General features: G+C 70.2%; 13 protein-coding genes and 1 pseudogene. 3 read left to right on the plus strand and 11 right to left on the minus strand.

Annotation, left to right across the window (positions count from 1 at the left end):
- Positions 1-115: 115 nt before the first annotated feature.
- Both ACSNN7_RS00745 and ACSNN7_RS00750 read left to right on the plus strand, forming a co-directional pair.
- Complete coding sequence (locus ACSNN7_RS00745) at positions 116-241, plus strand: hypothetical protein (RefSeq protein WP_436678529.1); 126 nt, start codon at positions 116-118, stop codon at positions 239-241.
- Complete coding sequence (locus ACSNN7_RS00750; protein ID WP_436678530.1) at positions 238-921, plus strand: cysteine hydrolase family protein; 684 nt, start codon at positions 238-240, stop codon at positions 919-921. The genes ACSNN7_RS00745 and ACSNN7_RS00750 overlap by 4 nt, the downstream gene beginning before the upstream one ends.
- On the opposite strand, the gene ACSNN7_RS00755 is transcribed toward ACSNN7_RS00750, so the two are convergent.
- Positions 905-1,867, minus strand: coding sequence for a zinc-binding dehydrogenase (locus ACSNN7_RS00755; RefSeq protein WP_436678635.1), 963 nt, complete (start codon positions 1,865-1,867; stop codon positions 905-907). The two genes, ACSNN7_RS00750 and ACSNN7_RS00755, sit on opposite strands and share 17 nt — an antisense overlap.
- A gap of 61 nt (positions 1,868-1,928) precedes the next feature.
- Complete coding sequence (locus tag ACSNN7_RS00760; protein WP_436678531.1) at positions 1,929-2,237, minus strand: ArsR/SmtB family transcription factor; 309 nt, start codon at positions 2,235-2,237, stop codon at positions 1,929-1,931.
- Between the two features lie 405 nt (positions 2,238-2,642).
- Between ACSNN7_RS00760 and ACSNN7_RS00765 the strand changes: the two genes are divergently transcribed.
- On the plus strand, positions 2,643-2,798 hold the full coding sequence (locus ACSNN7_RS00765) for a hypothetical protein (protein WP_436678532.1): 156 nt from the start codon (positions 2,643-2,645) through the stop codon (positions 2,796-2,798).
- Between the two features lie 212 nt (positions 2,799-3,010).
- Here the strand turns inward: ACSNN7_RS00765 and ACSNN7_RS00770 are convergent, their stop codons facing one another.
- The 9 genes and pseudogenes from ACSNN7_RS00770 to ACSNN7_RS00810 all read right to left on the minus strand — a co-directional run bounded on the left by ACSNN7_RS00770 (position 3,011) and on the right by ACSNN7_RS00810 (position 15,116).
- A complete protein-coding gene (locus ACSNN7_RS00770; protein WP_436678533.1) occupies positions 3,011-4,516 on the minus strand; it encodes an RICIN domain-containing protein in 1,506 nt (501 codons plus the stop codon).
- A 396-nt stretch (positions 4,517-4,912) separates the two neighbouring features.
- A complete protein-coding gene (locus tag ACSNN7_RS00775; protein WP_436678534.1) occupies positions 4,913-5,794 on the minus strand; it encodes a helix-turn-helix domain-containing protein in 882 nt (293 codons plus the stop codon).
- A 214-nt stretch (positions 5,795-6,008) separates the two neighbouring features.
- Positions 6,009-6,989 carry a hypothetical protein gene (locus ACSNN7_RS00780; protein WP_436678535.1) on the minus strand — a complete coding sequence of 327 codons (981 nt, stop codon included), beginning with the start codon at positions 6,987-6,989 and terminating at the stop codon, positions 6,009-6,011.
- 58 nt (positions 6,990-7,047) lie between these two features.
- The gene (locus ACSNN7_RS00785; RefSeq protein ID WP_436678636.1) at positions 7,048-7,551 is read right to left on the minus strand and encodes an OmpL47-type beta-barrel domain-containing protein; all 504 of its coding nucleotides are present in this window, start codon (positions 7,549-7,551) and stop codon (positions 7,048-7,050) included.
- A pseudogene (locus ACSNN7_RS00790) lies at positions 7,528-8,487 on the minus strand (cupredoxin domain-containing protein); the annotation flags it as partial. The pseudogene ACSNN7_RS00790 and the gene ACSNN7_RS00785, both read right to left, overlap by 24 nt.
- Positions 8,488-8,609: 122 nt before the next feature.
- Entirely contained in the window at positions 8,610-12,593 is a 3,984-nt protein-coding gene (locus ACSNN7_RS00795; protein ID WP_436678536.1) for a ThuA domain-containing protein, read from the minus strand.
- 64 nt (positions 12,594-12,657) lie between these two features.
- The gene (locus ACSNN7_RS00800) at positions 12,658-13,662 is read right to left on the minus strand and encodes a multicopper oxidase domain-containing protein (RefSeq protein WP_436678537.1); all 1,005 of its coding nucleotides are present in this window, start codon (positions 13,660-13,662) and stop codon (positions 12,658-12,660) included.
- A 437-nt stretch (positions 13,663-14,099) separates the two neighbouring features.
- Positions 14,100-14,417 carry a hypothetical protein gene (locus ACSNN7_RS00805; protein ID WP_436678538.1) on the minus strand — a complete coding sequence of 106 codons (318 nt, stop codon included), beginning with the start codon at positions 14,415-14,417 and terminating at the stop codon, positions 14,100-14,102.
- A gap of 42 nt (positions 14,418-14,459) precedes the next feature.
- The gene (locus ACSNN7_RS00810) at positions 14,460-15,116 is read right to left on the minus strand and encodes a DJ-1/PfpI family protein (protein WP_436678539.1); all 657 of its coding nucleotides are present in this window, start codon (positions 15,114-15,116) and stop codon (positions 14,460-14,462) included.
- Positions 15,117-15,276 lie beyond the last annotated feature (160 nt).

The following is a 15,276-nucleotide window of genomic DNA, read 5'->3' on the forward strand; positions in this document are numbered from 1 at the left end:
CTGTGGAGGCCCGGGTCGAATCGTCGTCACTCATTCGTGATACCGATTCGGCCCGGGCCTTCTCTGTCGGATCACTTCCTGACCACCACGACCGCCGCCTGACGAGGAGCCTGACGTGACCGACCCGCATCTCGACCTGAACTTCGCCACGTCGGCTCTGGTCACCATCGATGTGCAGCGGGACTTCCTGTCCGAGCGCCGTACGGTGTGCCCGGCACGACGGAGGTCCTGCCCGCCGTGATCGACACGATCGAGGCGTTCCGCGCCGCCGGCCGACCCGTCGTGCATGTCGTCCGGTTCTACCAGCCCGGCGGATCCGACGCCGAACGGGTCCGCCGTGCCCTGCTGGCCGGTGGTGTCGAACTGGTGGCCCCGCACAGCCCGGGCAGCCGGCTCGCCGACGGCCTGCTTCCGCCGGGCGCCCCGGAGCTCGACCCGGAACTGCTCCGCGGCGGCGGCGTGCAGCAGGTGGGCGAGCGCGACCACATCATCTACAAGCCGCGCTGGGGCGCCTTCCACCGCACACCGCTGGAGCGGCTGCTGGGGGAGTGGGGAGTCGACTCGTTGGTGGTCGTCGGATGCAACCTGCCGAACTGCCCGCGGGCGACGCTGATCGAGGCGAGCGAGCGGGACTTCCGGGTGGCCGTGGTGCCCGAGGCGATGTCGCAGGTCAGCGCTCAGGGGCTCGAGGAGGTCCGACAGATCGGGGTTCGGTTGCTCGATCTGCCCACGGTCCGGCGGGCACTGGCCGCCGCAGCGCCCCGGCTCGGGGCTGAGCCGCGCCCGGGCGACGTGCGGCGGGCTGGGGTGATGCGCCGGCGTGGTGTTCGGGCCCGTACAGGTGCGCGCTACGCGCCTCGCCGCCGCCGTAGCTCCCCGGACGATCCCGGCCGCGGAGCGAGCTCTAGTCTGAGACGCTGATCACCAGCTTGCCGCGCGCCCTCGGTGTGGCTGAACGACCCTCGAGCATGAGATGAGCGTCCGGCACCTGAGCGAGGGGGAGGACCGCTCCCACCACCGGTCGAAGCAGCCCTCGTTCGGCCAGCCGCGCAAGCTTCTCCATCCGTTCCGCGGACGGCCTCGTGAAGAGGAAGTGATAGGAGGCGTTCACTCCCCACGCGGCGAGGAGGTTCTGCGGCTGGGCGGTGTCGACGATGGTGACCACGCGGCCGTCGGGTGCGAGCAGGTGCGGACTTCTCGTCAGCGTCTCTCCGCCCACCGTGTCCAGCACTACGTCGACACCCCGGCCACCGGTGGCCTGCAGGACGGCCTTCTCTACATCATCGGCTGCGAAATCGATCGTGTGGTGCGCCCCGAGTTCCCGGACCAGGGCGGCGTCGCGTCCCCGGCATGTGGTCAACACCTCCGCCCCCATCGCAGCGGCGAGCTGGATCGCCACCGTGCCGACTCCCCCGGCGCCCCCGTGCACGAGTACGCGTTCGGCGACGCGGAGCTGCGCTCGATCGACGAATGCCTCCCAGACCGTCCCAGCCACCAGGGGAAGGCTCGCAGCCTGGATGTGACTGAGCGATCTCGGTTTCCGTGCCACGATCGACTCTTCGACAACGTGATACTCGGCGTAGGCGCCGGGTCCCTGGAAGAAGCGGGAGAGGTACCAGACCTCGTCTCCCGGCTTGAAGCGGGTCACTCCGGCGCCCACTTCCTCGACGACGCCGGAGACGTCATGGCCCAGGACGAGCGGCGGTCGGGTGTCCTCGCGATAGTCGCCACGCCGGATCTGCAGGTCCAGCGGGTTGACCGAGGTGGCATGGACCCGCACCAGCAGCTCGCCGTGACCCGGAGCGGGTGTGGGGATGTCGTCCTGGACGAAGACCTTCTCGGCGGGGCCGAAATCGGTCATGATCATGGCGCGCAAGAGGAAGCTCCTTCTTCTGGATTTCGCGAACTTCCGAAATGCTACCTCCTGGTCAGAGCTTTGCCATCACCCAGCCGGCGAAGGCCTTGATCGCATCCTCTTCACGCTGGTAGTAGGTCCACTGGCCGACGCGGGTCGCCCGGACGAGTCCCGCCCGGTGCAGCACGGACAGGTGCGCCGACATCGTGGAGGGTGCCAGCCCGGCCTTGCGCTGGATGTCGCTGACACACACGCCGACCCCCCTGGCGGCGTCGGCGTCAGGGGGAGGGAAGTTCTGGACCGGGTCCTTCAACCACTGCAGGACTTGCAACCTGACCGGGTTCGAGAGAGCTCTTGAAACGGCCAAGGGATCGGGGTTCACGCCAATACAGTAATCACCACCCACATGCGCAAGCAGCGGCTCCGCCGACCCCCGGAAGCCTGTACCCGCTCCTCCCGCCAGGTCCACTCCTCGCCCGCGGCGCACGGTGGTGGGTTGACCACGAAGCTGCACCTGGGTTGCGAGCAAGGTCGAAGCCCCTGGCGATCGTGTTGACCGTGGCGTGAACGGACGCCCACATCCTGTGACCGGAGCCATACGGGAACTCTTGCTTGGCCAGGTAGAGAGGGGTACCTTTTGCTTCGCGTAGCAAGGATATTCATGTTCCGTCGTGGCCCAGGCTCCGGCGGTCGTGCAACTGGCATCTCCGTACGGCCGGGCCCATGGCCTCGTCACCGTTCCGCACATCCGGATGCCTACCGCGCTCATGTCGTTCAGGAGTCGGAAATGATTTTTGGGCCAGCTCACCGCAGCCACCGCGACGAGCAGCGATGCCGTGCGGCCCGGCGACGGATCCGGGAGACGCTCGCGGTTCGCCGGGCCGCCGCAGCGGCCGGGCAGCGCAGCGTCGAACTGCCCGACGAGGCGAAGCTGGCCGCCTGACGGGGCGCGACCGGTCGGCGCGCGCCACGGGCGGCACCGTCCAGGTCGAGGAGCGCAGTGCACTGGACGGCCTTCCGCTGCACCCGGCCGGCACGGGAGCGCGCCCGCCGCTGCAGCGGGTGGGAACGCCCCTGCCCTGAAGCGGCTCCGTGACGCGCGGCGTTCGCGGTGCTCTCCAAGGCAGGGACGGCTGGACGCTCCCCGGGAGGAGATCAGGCCGGGAAGGTCCAACGCTGGTTCGCCGCGCCCACGCAGTCCCAGATCTGGATCTGGGTGCCGTCGGTGGTGCCGTTGCCCGCCACGTCGAGGCACTTGCCCGACTGCGGGTTGAGCAGCGAGCCGTTCGGCTGGACGGACCAGACCTGCGCGCCGGTGCCGTTGCAGGTCCACAGCTGCACGACCGTGCCGTTGGTGGTGCCACCTGAGCGCACGTCCAGGCATTTGCCCAGGCCGCTGACCGTTCCGCCGTTGATCGTCCACCGTTGCGCGCCGGTACCGTTGCACGTCCAGATCTGGACCTTGGTGCCGTCAGCCGTGCCGCTCGAGCTGATGTCCAGGCACTTGTTCGTCGCGGCGCTGACCACAGGTCCGGTCCGGCCTGCTCCGGCACCGGGGATCGACACGCTGAACCGCTGTTGCGCCTTCTCGAAGCCGGCGAAACCGAATCCGGAACCGGCGACCCGGGTCGTCGTGCCGCGGGCGGTCACCGTTCCGTCGCCCCGGTCGAGGTAGACCGGACCACCGCTGTCGCCCGGCCGGGCGGCGGTCTGCCCATCGAGCTGCCGGGCCTCCCACAGCCGCTGGGAGTCGGTGTACTCGAATTGCACCTCGAGGTTGCAGATGGGCCTGCCGACGGCGTTGGCGCTGGTGTTGCCGGACTGGCACAGCCGCTCGCCGATGAACGGAGCGCCGCCGCCGGTGACCGTCCGCTGCTGGGTGCTGTCGGCGCCGCCGACGTAGATCCGGTTGCTGACCGCGTTGGTCGGGATGACCTGTACGTCGAAGTTGTTGTCGTCGGCGCCGACGTTGCCGATGAACTCGCCCGCGCCGTCGGTCATCCGGTGACCCGTCTCGCCGCAGTGCCCGGCGGTGAGGACGGCCGGACCGCCCGGGGTGTTGACGCCGAAACCGGAGGTGCAGCCGGCCCCGATGGACCTGTTGATGATCTCGGCTCCGCCCGACCACGGTGAGCTGTCGTTCTCCCGGGACACGGGCCGCAGTCGTTCCTCGACGCGCAGGATTGCGGGTACGCCGACCGTGGGCAGCGCGCTCCCGGCGGTCCTCGCGCCGGTAGCGTCACTCTTCACGACGAGGCCGGAGCCGTCGGGCTGGGCCTTGATGCCGTGGAACCAGTTCTGGGTGCGCAGCCGCGCCTCCAGCTGCGCGGACGCGGCCAGCAGTTCCGACTTCGAGAACCGCGCGTTCGCCACCCGGACCGGGGCGATCCTGTTCGCCTCTTCGATGACGGCTGCGAGCTGGGCGGGTAGGGCTTGCCGGCCCCCCTTCCACCAGACGGCCACCGACCTTTCCTCGATGACGATGGACGCCAGCCCGGCGGCTTCGAGCGTTTCGGTGGCCGTGCGGACGACGGTCGCGGCGTCGACCAGCGGGACCTGCTTCAGCATCCGCTGCTCTCCCGCTGGACCACTCGGGGCGGGGCCCGGCGGGGCGGCCATGCTCGGCCCGGCGACCAGGGCGCCGAGGACGACCGCAGCCACGCTGACGACACCTGCTCCTCGGGATGGATGACGAAATCTCACTGTTGACCTCCAGCGTAGGGTCGCCACGAGAGGGACTTCGGCCGTCCCGGTCCGCTGTGGTGCATGGGACGGGTGCGCCGGTGGGACGCGCGCTACCGGGCGCGGCCAGGCGTGGTCACCGAGCAGGTGCCAGTGTGTCGAGTGGTGTCGTCGCCGGTCGATGAAGCTGTTGACGACATCGGGTGCGCTCGGCGGGGCCATCGATCACCGGAAGGTTGTGGCGGGGGCTCCTCCGTGGTCACGATGTCCGCGGTCTCTTTGTCCCATCGCCGCGGCGGCACCGGCAAGCTCCGGAATTCCGCCCATTGACACCAATCGCTGCGCTCCGTAAGGTGGCCGCTCCTCAGCGGGTCGTCACCAGTTCCACTTGATCCCCAGCACTCCGGAGTCGACCCCCGTGGCGATGAGGTGAACCGTGTGGTGCCGGCTCAGCGCGAGGTTCTCCAGGGGATGCCGTTCGTCGTTGAGGTCCGACTGCGCAAAGGCGTAGGTGGTCGCGGGCAGCGCGCCCGGGTGGAACTGCACCTCGAGGATGTACTGGTCGGTCGGATACCGGAACCCGTGGGCGAACTCTGAGCACCCGCCTGCGTTCGGGTCGGTCAGTTCGGCCTCGAACACCCAGGTGTCCCCGGTACGCAACGCCTGGTCGAACACCAGCTCGTAGACCATCGCCGGCGCGCTGGGATGCGCGAGGAGCCGGCCGAGCCGGCAATTGTCCAGCGGCTGCGGGCGCACCAGGCCGGGTTCGCACTCCCGACCTCCGTAGTAGCGGGCGACGTACCGGTCCACGCCGTTGCGCAGAGCCCGGACCGCCGTGCGGGTCCACAGCCGGGTCGGTCGCCCGTCGGCGTCGACGACGACCTTGTGCTGCGTGTTGATCAGCTCCACGTCGCGGTTCCGCGAGCCGGGGACGGCGTCGAGCAGCTCGGCGACCGCACCGATGTCGACCACCCTGTGCCGCAGACCGTCCTCGTCGCCGAGCAGGCTGGTCAACGAGGCCGGCGGCAGGCCGAGGACGTCCTCGAGTACGCGTACCGCCCGCAGCGAGGCGGGGTTCATCGGGTGGCTGCGACCGGTCTGCCAGTCGCTGAGGCTGGACAGTCCGATCGAGATCCCGCGCTGTGCCAGGCGGGCGCGCAGACGGTCGAGCGTCAGGCCACGCCGGCGGATCGCCGTCCGGAGCGCGGCGTGGAAGGGCCCGGTGTAGAGCGCGCCGTGGTGGCCGGATCGAGTCATAGCCCACCTGCGTCCGATCGCACGGAATGCCGGGGATCTTGCTGACGGCCGGCGCATCTGATCACGTCGGCAGCGCAGCCGCGACGCGTGACCCGCACCGGGACCGGGCGGGGACCCGTCGCCTGACGGATCACCACCGCCGCGCGCCTGCCGAGCCCCCGCCGGACGACGTCCGGCGGGGGGTCGACAGCGCCGTGGTGCCGGTTGGCGACGTTCAGAGACGGGCAGGCCCGGCCGCCTCCGCCGCCTCGACCGCCCGGTCGCGGCGGTCCTGCGCCCGGTCGTCACCGGTGCCGGGCCGGTGGACGCCGGACTGGACCCGCTTGGCGGCCGGGTTTGGCGTCGCCTGGGCTCCCGTGACGCCGCCGCGGATCCGGTTGGTGGCGGCGACGCGGGCCGCGGGACTGTTGTTGCTGAGCTGGAGTTGGCCGTTGATGACGTTGTCGTCCAGGCTGACCCCTCCCGTGGTGTTCGAGACGCTGACGTCCCGCGCCCAGTAGCTGCCGGAGGCGCATCCGTCGAGGGTCCCGTTCGGTCCGAGCTGGACGCCGCCGAGGTTGCCGGCGAACGTCGCCTTACCGTGTACGGCGCTGCCGCACACGACGCTGCCGGTCGCGTTGTTCAGCACCGACAGCGTGCCGTCCACGAACGAGTCGTGGACGTCGGTGTAGTAGGCGCCGCTGGTGTTCACGTTTCCGGTGACCTGGGTCATCTTGTCCAGGCGGACCTCGCCGACGCTCGCGCTGACGTTGCCGTCGACCGTGGTCCTCTCGACGAAGAGGAAGCCCTCGACGGCGGCGGTTCCCCTCGGCTGCAGCGTGACCGTGCCGCTGGTTCCGTTCTTGAGGAACACCCCGAAGCCGCCTGCGGCCAGCACGGTCTGACCGTCGATGTCGGTGTCGGTGGCGTCGAGGTAACCGTCGCCGGCCACCTGGACGCCGCCGTTGACGGTGCCGTCGGTGATCACCAGGTTCGCGCCGACGCCGACCTGGACGTTCCCGGTGACCGTGGTGCCCTCCAGGGAGCAGGACTCACCGGCCGGCACCATGAGGTCGTTCGGCACGGTCACCGCGCCGCCGGTGCCGACGCAGACGGTGATGAGGCCGGCTCGCGCCTCGGAGGCGGTGAAGCCCACGACCGATGTGGCGGCCACGGCGGTCAGCAGGGTGAGTACGGCGGTGGTGTGTCTCGGCATCACGGTCCTCCTCGCGGGGATCTGGCTCGGGGCGGGGTGGCTGCTGGACGTCCTCACGTCAGCCGCCGATCTCGGATCGGGCCGCGGCGCGGACGATGACGCCCTGGCTCCGGCGGGTGAGCACGCCGTTGGCCACCAGTGGCGCGGTGACCGCCTCGACGTGCCGGACGAAGCTGGCGTGGTCGGGGTAGTCGGCGTGCTCGGCGATCAGATCGTTGATCGTGCAGCCGTTGCCGGTGTCGCGGTTGGCGACGCCGGTGTCGTCGTCGCCGATGACCACGGTGGGGCGGTCGTCGGAGTCAGGGCAGGCGTCGGAGCCGGATGCGACGACGGTGAAGGTGACCGTCTTCTCGGCGGAGACGTTCCCGGCGCGGTCCGTCGCGCGGTACCGCAGGGTGTGCGGGCCGGGTGCGCCGACCCGCACGGGTCCGGGGTAGGGAGCCCAGCCGCCGCTGTCGATCGCGTACTCCACGGTCCGGACCCCGGACTGGGCGTCCGTGGCGGTGATCGTGACGGTGGCGCTGCCCCGGTAGTTGCCGTTGCCGTCGCGGTCGCCGGCCACGTCCGCCGAGACGGTGGGCGCGGTGGTGTCCTCCGCAGGCGGTGCGACCACCGTGAATCCGACCATCTTCTCGGGTGAGCTGTTCCCCGCCACGTCGCGAGCGCGGTAGTGGATCATGTGCTCGCCCGGCGAGTTCACCACGATCGGCGCCGTGTAGGGCTGGAACGCGCCACCGTGCAGGGAGTACTCCACCGCCGCCACCCCGGACTGGTCGTCGCCGGCGGTCAGGGTGACGGTGGCGCTTCCGACGTAGGCGCCGGCGCTGTCCCGGGATCCCGACACCTGGGCGGTCACGGTCGGCGGGGTGGTGTCCGGGTCGTCGGCCTCGACGACGCGGAAGGACACGGATCCGACGGGGGAGACGTTGCCGGCGGCGTCGGTGGCCCGGTACTGCACCGAGTGGTCGCCCACGGCGGTCACGACGACCGGTGCGGTGTACGGGGTGAAGCTGGTGTCGTCGACCTGGTACTCGACGAGCGCCACGCCGGAGCCGGTGTCCGCGGCGGACAGGGTGACGGTGGCCGAGCCGAGGTAGTGGTTCTCGCTGTTGCGTGCGCCGGTGACCTGGGCGGAGACCGTCGGTGGGGTGGTGTCCGCACCGCCGCCGTCGGTCACGACCAGCTCGCCGACCATCTGGCTGTGGCCGGGGATGGAGCAGAAGTAGCGGTACCGACCCGGGGTGAGCGTGACCGTCTGCTCGTGCCGTCCGTTGTTGGTGTCGAACGGGTTGGCGAGGATGTTCAGGTTCACGTCGTGGTTGAAGCCCTCGGTGGTGGTGTCGAAGGTGAGGGTGTGCGGCATGCCGGTGGTGTTCCCGGTGGCCGTGCTGTTCTCGAAGACGATCGTCGTGGTTCCCGCGACCGCCTGCGCCGGCGCGCTCCGGTAGCGGGTGATGTCGTTGTCGGCGGTCCAGGTCAGCACCTGCGCCGCGGTTTGCCGGCCCGGCTCGGCCGCCGCCGGGTGCGCTGTCGTGGTGTGCTGGGCCGACGCGGAGGGCACCGGCAGCGCCACCACCAGTGCGATGACGCTCAGCGCGGCGATGGCCCTGCCTGCGGCCCTCACAGCGCACGCACCCGGATGTTGCGGAACTCCATCATGTCGTTGTCGCCATGGTTCTGCAGGCCGATGAAGCCGCTGGCGAACTGTCGCAGGTCGGTCGGTGGGTCGGACGGCCGGGACGACTGTCTGCCCGGGCTGTTGTCGAATTCGTTGATGGTCACTCCGTTCCGGACGATGGTGTAGTGCTGTCCGACCACCCGGATCTCGTAGTCGCTCCACTCGCCCTTGGGGGTTGCCCCGGCGCCGCTCAGGGGCACCGGATCGAAGTTGTAGACCGAGCCGGTCTTCTGCGGCTCGCCGGTCTCGCCGTCGTAGATCTGGATCTCGTGCCCGCAGTAGATGGCCACCCAGGCCGGTGAGCTCCGGGCCGCGCCGATCGTGCCGCAGCTACCGGGCGGGCGCTGGTCCAGTGGTGTGCGTGGGTCCGGGAAACGGGTGAAGACACCGCTGTTGGATCGGGTCGTGCCCGGGGCGGCGTCGCGGAACTGCAACTTCAGTGAGAAGTCGCCGAACTGCTTGCGCGCGTACCAGAGCATGCCGAGACCCCCGGTCGAGCGCAGGGACCCGTCCGCTTGGCGGACGAAGGACCCCGACGGTGCCTGCGACCATCCGGCCAGGGACTCGGCCGTACCGTCGAAGATCGGCTCGTAGCCGGTGGTTCCGGCCCGACCGATGTCCGAGCCGGCGGCCGTCCGGACCAGCGCACCGTGCTCCCGGGCGTTGATGACCTTGTCGCGGTGCAGCCGGTCCGCGACCGCGGTGACGTGGCGGACGAACCCGTCGTGGTCCGCCCAGGTGCTCTCGTCGTCGATGAGGTCGTTGATGGTGCAGGCGCCGCCGGCCGTACGGTTGGCCACGCCGGAGTCGGTGTCGCCGATGCGCACCGTGCTGCGCCGGTCCGGCACCGCGCAGTCGACGGTGACGTTCGTCCGTACCGTGGCGGTCTCACCGTCGGCGTAGGTCACCGTCAGCTTCGCGGTGTAGGAGCCGACCCTGGCGTAGGTGTGCCGGGGGTTGGCCTCGGTCGAGGTGGTTCCGTCGCCGAGGTCCCAGCGGTACGAGACGCCACCCGAGCGGGCTCCGGTGAAGGCGACGGTCAGCGGCTTGTTCTGCACCAGCACCGACGACGCGGTGGGCGCCGGGGTGGCCGGGCCGCCTTGGTAGGCGATGCGGATCAGCTTCTGGTTCGGGTGCAGGCTGAAGAAGCCGCCTCCGTAGTCGAGCAGGTACAGCGCGCCGTCGCGACCGAACTTGGCGTCCATCCAGCTCTGTAGCCGGTTGTCGCCGGCTCCGCCGGGGATGATCGACCGGAGCGACTCGGCGAAGGGCGGCGGCGCCTGTCGGTCGACCCCGGCCGGATCGACGGTCACGGCTACCCGGTTGGCGGAGTTGGTCTCGTCACCGATGAACCACTTGTCGTTCCAGTACGCCGGCCAGGCCACGCCGCTGTCCTGGTCCACCAGTTCCCGGTGGTAGGTGGGGCCGGACATCACGGCCTGCCCGCCGCCGCGCAGGTAGGGCTGGGTGTAGGTGGCGTCGGCGGCGTTGTAGGTCGGGATGCCGCTGCCGTCCGGCCGTTTCGGGAAGACCGGGCCGCCGCCGTCGGGGGCGTACCAGATCATGTTGTCCCGGATGGGTGGCAGATCGACCAGGCCGGTGTTGCGGGGCGAGGTGTTCTTCGGGTTGTCGCAGTCGTACCAGCCGGTGAGGACGGTGGCGTCGGTGTTGCTGCGGTCGCGGTAGGGCTGCCGGTTGCCCATGCAGTACGGCCATCCGTGGTTGCCCGCGGCGGTGATGATCGTGGCGGTCTCGTACTTGGCCGGGCCGAGGTTGGGGTTCGGCGAGGCGGCGTCCGGACCGACCCAGCCCGCGGTGAGCCACTGGCGCACCGGGTCGATGGCGAGCCGGGCGATGTTCCGCACGCCCATCACGTAGATCTCCGGGCGGGTCTTCTCGGTCCCGGGCGGGAAGAGATTGCCCGGCGGGATGGTGTACGTGCCGTCGGGTTCGGGATGGATGCGGAGGATCTTGCCGTTGAGGTCGTTGGTGTTGCCGGCCGTGCGGCGCGCGTCCTGGAAGGAGACGCCTTTGTAGTCGGCGGTCCAGTTGTTGCCGGAGTAGCCGCTCGAGCCCTCGGACGAGTTGTTGTCGCCGGATCCGACGTACAGGTTCCCGCGGTCGTCGAAGGCCATGCCGCCACCGGCGTGGCAGCAGCTGTGGATCTGCGCCGGCCACCGCAGCAGATCCTTGCGGGTGCTCTGGTCGATCGTCTGGTCGACCCGGTCGTAGGTGAACCGCGAGATGGTCCGTTGGCCGATGCGGGTGTCCCGGTCGATCGAGTCGTGCGGCATCCAGTAGACGTACAGCCAGCCGTTCGCCGCGAATGCGGGGTCGGGAACGATACCGACCAGGCCCTCTTCGTTCTTCACCAGCTCGGAGCCGCTGCCGCGGTTTCCCATGACGGGCAGCGTGGTCAGCAGTCTGGTCTTCCTGGTCGTGGGGTCGTAGCGGTGGATGGTGCCGCAGCCCAGACCGACCTTGGGGTCGGCCCAGTCCACCACGGGTCCGCTCGGACAGGCGGCCTTGCCGACGTAGAAGATGCCGCCGTCCGGTGTCACGGTCAGCCCGTGCGGCTCACCGATCTGGTCCAGATGTCCGGGCTGGTTGGCGGCGGTGAGTCGTTCGGCCCGGTAGTTCGCGGCGATCGTCGCCTGGCAGTCGCCGCGGACGATTCCGGTGGTCCAGCGCAGCGCGCCGCTGAGGTGGGCGCTGAACTCGTCCTCACCGTAGCTGTCCTCGGTGTGTCCCATGCCGGTGTAGAAGGAGCGGCCGCCGTCGTAGTCCCGGCACCACGACACGGGGTGGAACGACCCGTTGGCGCCCGGCCCCGGGGTGTAGGTGCGCTCCTCGACCTGGGCGAGGGTGTGCACCGTACCGATCGGGTTGGGGTCCCAGTTGTACCAGCGGTCGGAGCGGGACACGGTGAGGGGCAGCGACTTCGTCGCCGGGTGCTGCCGGTCGAGGATGTCGACGGTGGCGCGGCTCACCGTGGGCGGCGCGGGGGGTGTCGCCTTGCCGGCGAAGAGGCGCAGGTCGGCGAGCTGCACCATCGGGTCGCCGGAGTTCGCCGTGATGGTCAATCGGAAGTGCTGGTAGGCGGTCGTGTTGCTGAAGTCGAACTTGCGGGTCTGGAAGCGCTCCGCGAACGTCTGTCCGGTTCGCCGGTCCAGGTCGGTCCAGTTCTCGCCGTCCGTCGAGCCCTGCAGCGTCCAGTCCCTCGGGTCGCGGCCGGGGGCGTCGTTGGCGGAGGTGAGCGCGTATCCGTTGACGGCGGCCGCCGTGGTCAACCGGTAGGTGACCCAGCCGGTGGGGGTGCGGGTGAGCCACTTCGTGTTGGGGTTGCCGTCGGTGAGCTTCTCCCTGGTCTCGTTCGGCGGGTTCTCGGCGTTGGCGAGGACCTCCGCGACGGGCTCGGCCGTGGGGATCGCCCCGGCCGGCCGGGTGCCGATGAGCCCGGTGAACCAGCTCGAGTCGGGCTGCGCCTTGGCGGCGTCGCCGATGCCGAGGAAACCGCCGCCGGCTCTGAGGTGGCTCTGCAGCGCCGCTTCCTGCTCACGGCTCAGCTCCGCGGCGGCCGCGGAGAGGAAGACCACGCCCCGGTAGCCGGCCAGGTTCTCGGCGGTGAAGACCGCCGGGTCGGAGGTCTGGGTGACGGTGAGACCGGCCGCGCCGGCGAGTTCCCTGATCCGGGCCGCGGCGCGGAGGACCGGGTCCTGCTGCTCGGTCGGCGGGCCGTGGAAGACGAGTACCGAGGCCGCCGCCGCGGCGGCGGCCTCGGTCGGGGCCGGGGCGGCCCGGGCGGGCGACGGTCCTGGTGGGGTACCGACGGCCAGGACGGTCAGGGTGGCGACGGTTGCGGTGAGCCACCGGGACGGGAGACGGTACGTTCCGAGCAGACGTGACGTTGCGGGACGCCTTCGCATCGTGCCCAGCTCCTTCGTCGTGATGAGGTCGGAGTTCGCTCGATTGCCGGGGTGAGCGTGCCGGTCAGCCGTGGTGGGCGTGGTCGTGCGGCTGGCCCTGCTGCTTCTGGTGGGGGTGGTGGCCGTGCTCGTGGAAGCGGTCGATCGCGGCTTGGGCGCCGGCGGGCATGCTGCCGTCGGCGTTGCGGACGAGGAAGATGCCGGCCATGCCGCCGTCGGAGTGGAACTGCACGTGGCAGTGGTACATCCAGGCGCCGGGCCCGACGCCCTCACCGGCCAGCACCTGGAAGCCGAACGAGCTGCCCGGGTTGAGGTCCTTGTTGTCGATGACCTGGCTCGGGTCGGCCGGTCCTTCCAGCATCCCGGTGCGGTTGTCCGCCCAGCGGTGGGCGTGCAGGTGGAAGGTGTGGAAGGTGCCGCCGTGGCCGATGGCGATCCACTCGACCCGTTGACCGAGATCGGCCTCGAACATCGGGGTGTTCGGCGCCGTTCGGTTGTTGATCATCATGTCGTTGAACACGACGGTGAACTGCTTGTCCGGCAGGATGTCGCCGCGGCGCCGCACGATGAGCGCGCCGTACAGGCCTCGCGCGAGGCCGAGGGTGCCGTGGTCGGTGCCCATCGCGTGGTCGTGGTAGTGCCAGTAACCGGCACTGCCCGGCATGAAGCGCCGGCCGGCGGCGGCGAACATCTCCCGGGAGCGCCAGACGTACGTCCTGGTCTCGCCGGGATCGTTGTAGGAGGCGTTCAGTGGGCTGCCGTCGGAGTCGGTGCTGTAGTCGACACCGTGCGGGTGGATGGAGAGCCGTTGGTTGGTGGTGTTGACCAGGGTGATCTCCAGGCTGTCACCCTCGTACATCTCCAGCACCGGCCCCGGCACGGTGGCGCGTCCGGGCGCGAGCCCGTAGCCGAAGAGGCCACCTGGCAGGGCCTCCGCGTAGAGGGTCAGCCGGCGGGTGGCCCCGGCGGCCCGGGCCCGCGACCCCTCGCCGAGGGCTCCGCCGAGAACGGCCACCGGAGCAGCGGCGCCGGCGGCGGCGGTGCCGGCCAGCAGCGTACGGCGCGACATGAGTCTTCGGACGAGCGAAGGCACAGCGCTATCGCCCATGCATCCTCCCCAGGACATGACCGGTCGAGCGCCCCGCTGCCCACAGCGACGCGACGGACATCAACCGGGCGACGAGTGGCGGATCCCGCCACCGGAATGCCGCGGATCAGCCACGGCAGAGCCCGCTTTTGTCAACCTCGACAAAAGTTCGGGTCTCCTGCTAGGAACTTAGGCATGTCCCGGTTAAAAGTAAAGACAGTAATCAATAAGAATCGGGCGACGGCTCGCCGTTCCCAGTCTCTGTCTTCGGCAGGATTCACGCGCGCCGCGGCCTGACATGCCATCGTCGCAGGTCGATTGGATTGTGATCGCCCGGTCGACGCCGCCAGCGGCGCCGGGCTGAGCCGCGTCGTCCGGGTGCAGTAGCTGCGCGGCCTCGACGAGTGGCCGGCGCCCTGTCAGGTGGGTCGGCGGGTTCCGGTGACCCGGCTACGGGGAAGCCGGCCGGCCCGCGAGTGGCCGGTGAGGGTGTCGCCGGTGACCGTCACGTCGAATTCCAGGTTCAGGCGCATCGGCCTGGTCACGGCCTGCCGCCAGGTGACCTGTTGCCCATCGGCCGTGTGCTCCTGCCTGAGGTCGGCGAGGGCGACCGACTCGCCGCCGCCCTCCGCCGTACCGGTGAGCTCTCCTGCGTGGTCGGTGAAGGTGTAGACCGCGGCGAGCGATCCGATCGGGGTCTTCACGGTCAGGTCCCAGGTTCCGGTGATGGCGTTCATGGTGTTCCTCCTCGTGGCTGCGGTCAGTGGGGGAGCGGCTGTTCAGACGACGGCGGGTTGCGGCCCGGTGTTCCTCCACACGGTGCCGCGGCGCTCGTACTGGAACAGGGTCTCGACGGCGTGCGCGATTCTGGGCCCGTACTCGCGTTCCAGGATGTGCAGGCCGAGGTCCAGCCCGGAGGTCACCCCGCCGGCACTGACCAGGTCGCCGTCGTCGACGACCCGGGCGTGCACGGCGTGTACGCCCGTCGCCTCGAGTACCTCCATGCCCTGGACGTGGGTGACGGCGTGGCGATTCTCGATGAGGCCGGCCATGGCCAGGGCGAGCGAGCCACCGCACACCGCGGCCACGGTGACGTCGGCCCTGCTCATCGCCTCCGCGATCAGCGACATGGCCTCGGTGGCGGCAAAGCGGGACAGCAGCACCGGGATGGTCTCCGCCCCCTCGTCCGGGTCGCCGGCGAGCGGCCCGCTGGCGCCCGGAACCAGGATGTAGCCAGATCTGGTCGGGTCGAGGCGGCCTGAGGCGTCCAGGGCCAGGCCGCGCGTGCCGCTGACCACCCGGCGCGACCCTTCCCCGGAGACGAATTCCAGGGTCAGCTCACCGCCGAGCGCGTCGCTGCCGGCCGCGAGCACCTCGAAGGGCGCGATGACGTCCAGCGGGTCGAATCCGTCGAACAAAACGATCTGCACATGCATCACGAATCTCCTGCAACTGCCTGCCTGAGGTGCGCGGGTCGCGCCGGGTCCACTTCAACAGGCGACGGAGGTCTTCGCGACGTCCTGATTGCCACTTACCGACTGGATCCTGCCAACGGCACCGGCACGGTCGTGCGGAACTTGCGTTCTCGTGGCTGCG

It is taken from the genome of Micromonospora sp. URMC 105, from assembly GCF_051386295.1.
Classification (GTDB): domain Bacteria; phylum Actinomycetota; class Actinomycetes; order Mycobacteriales; family Micromonosporaceae; genus Micromonospora.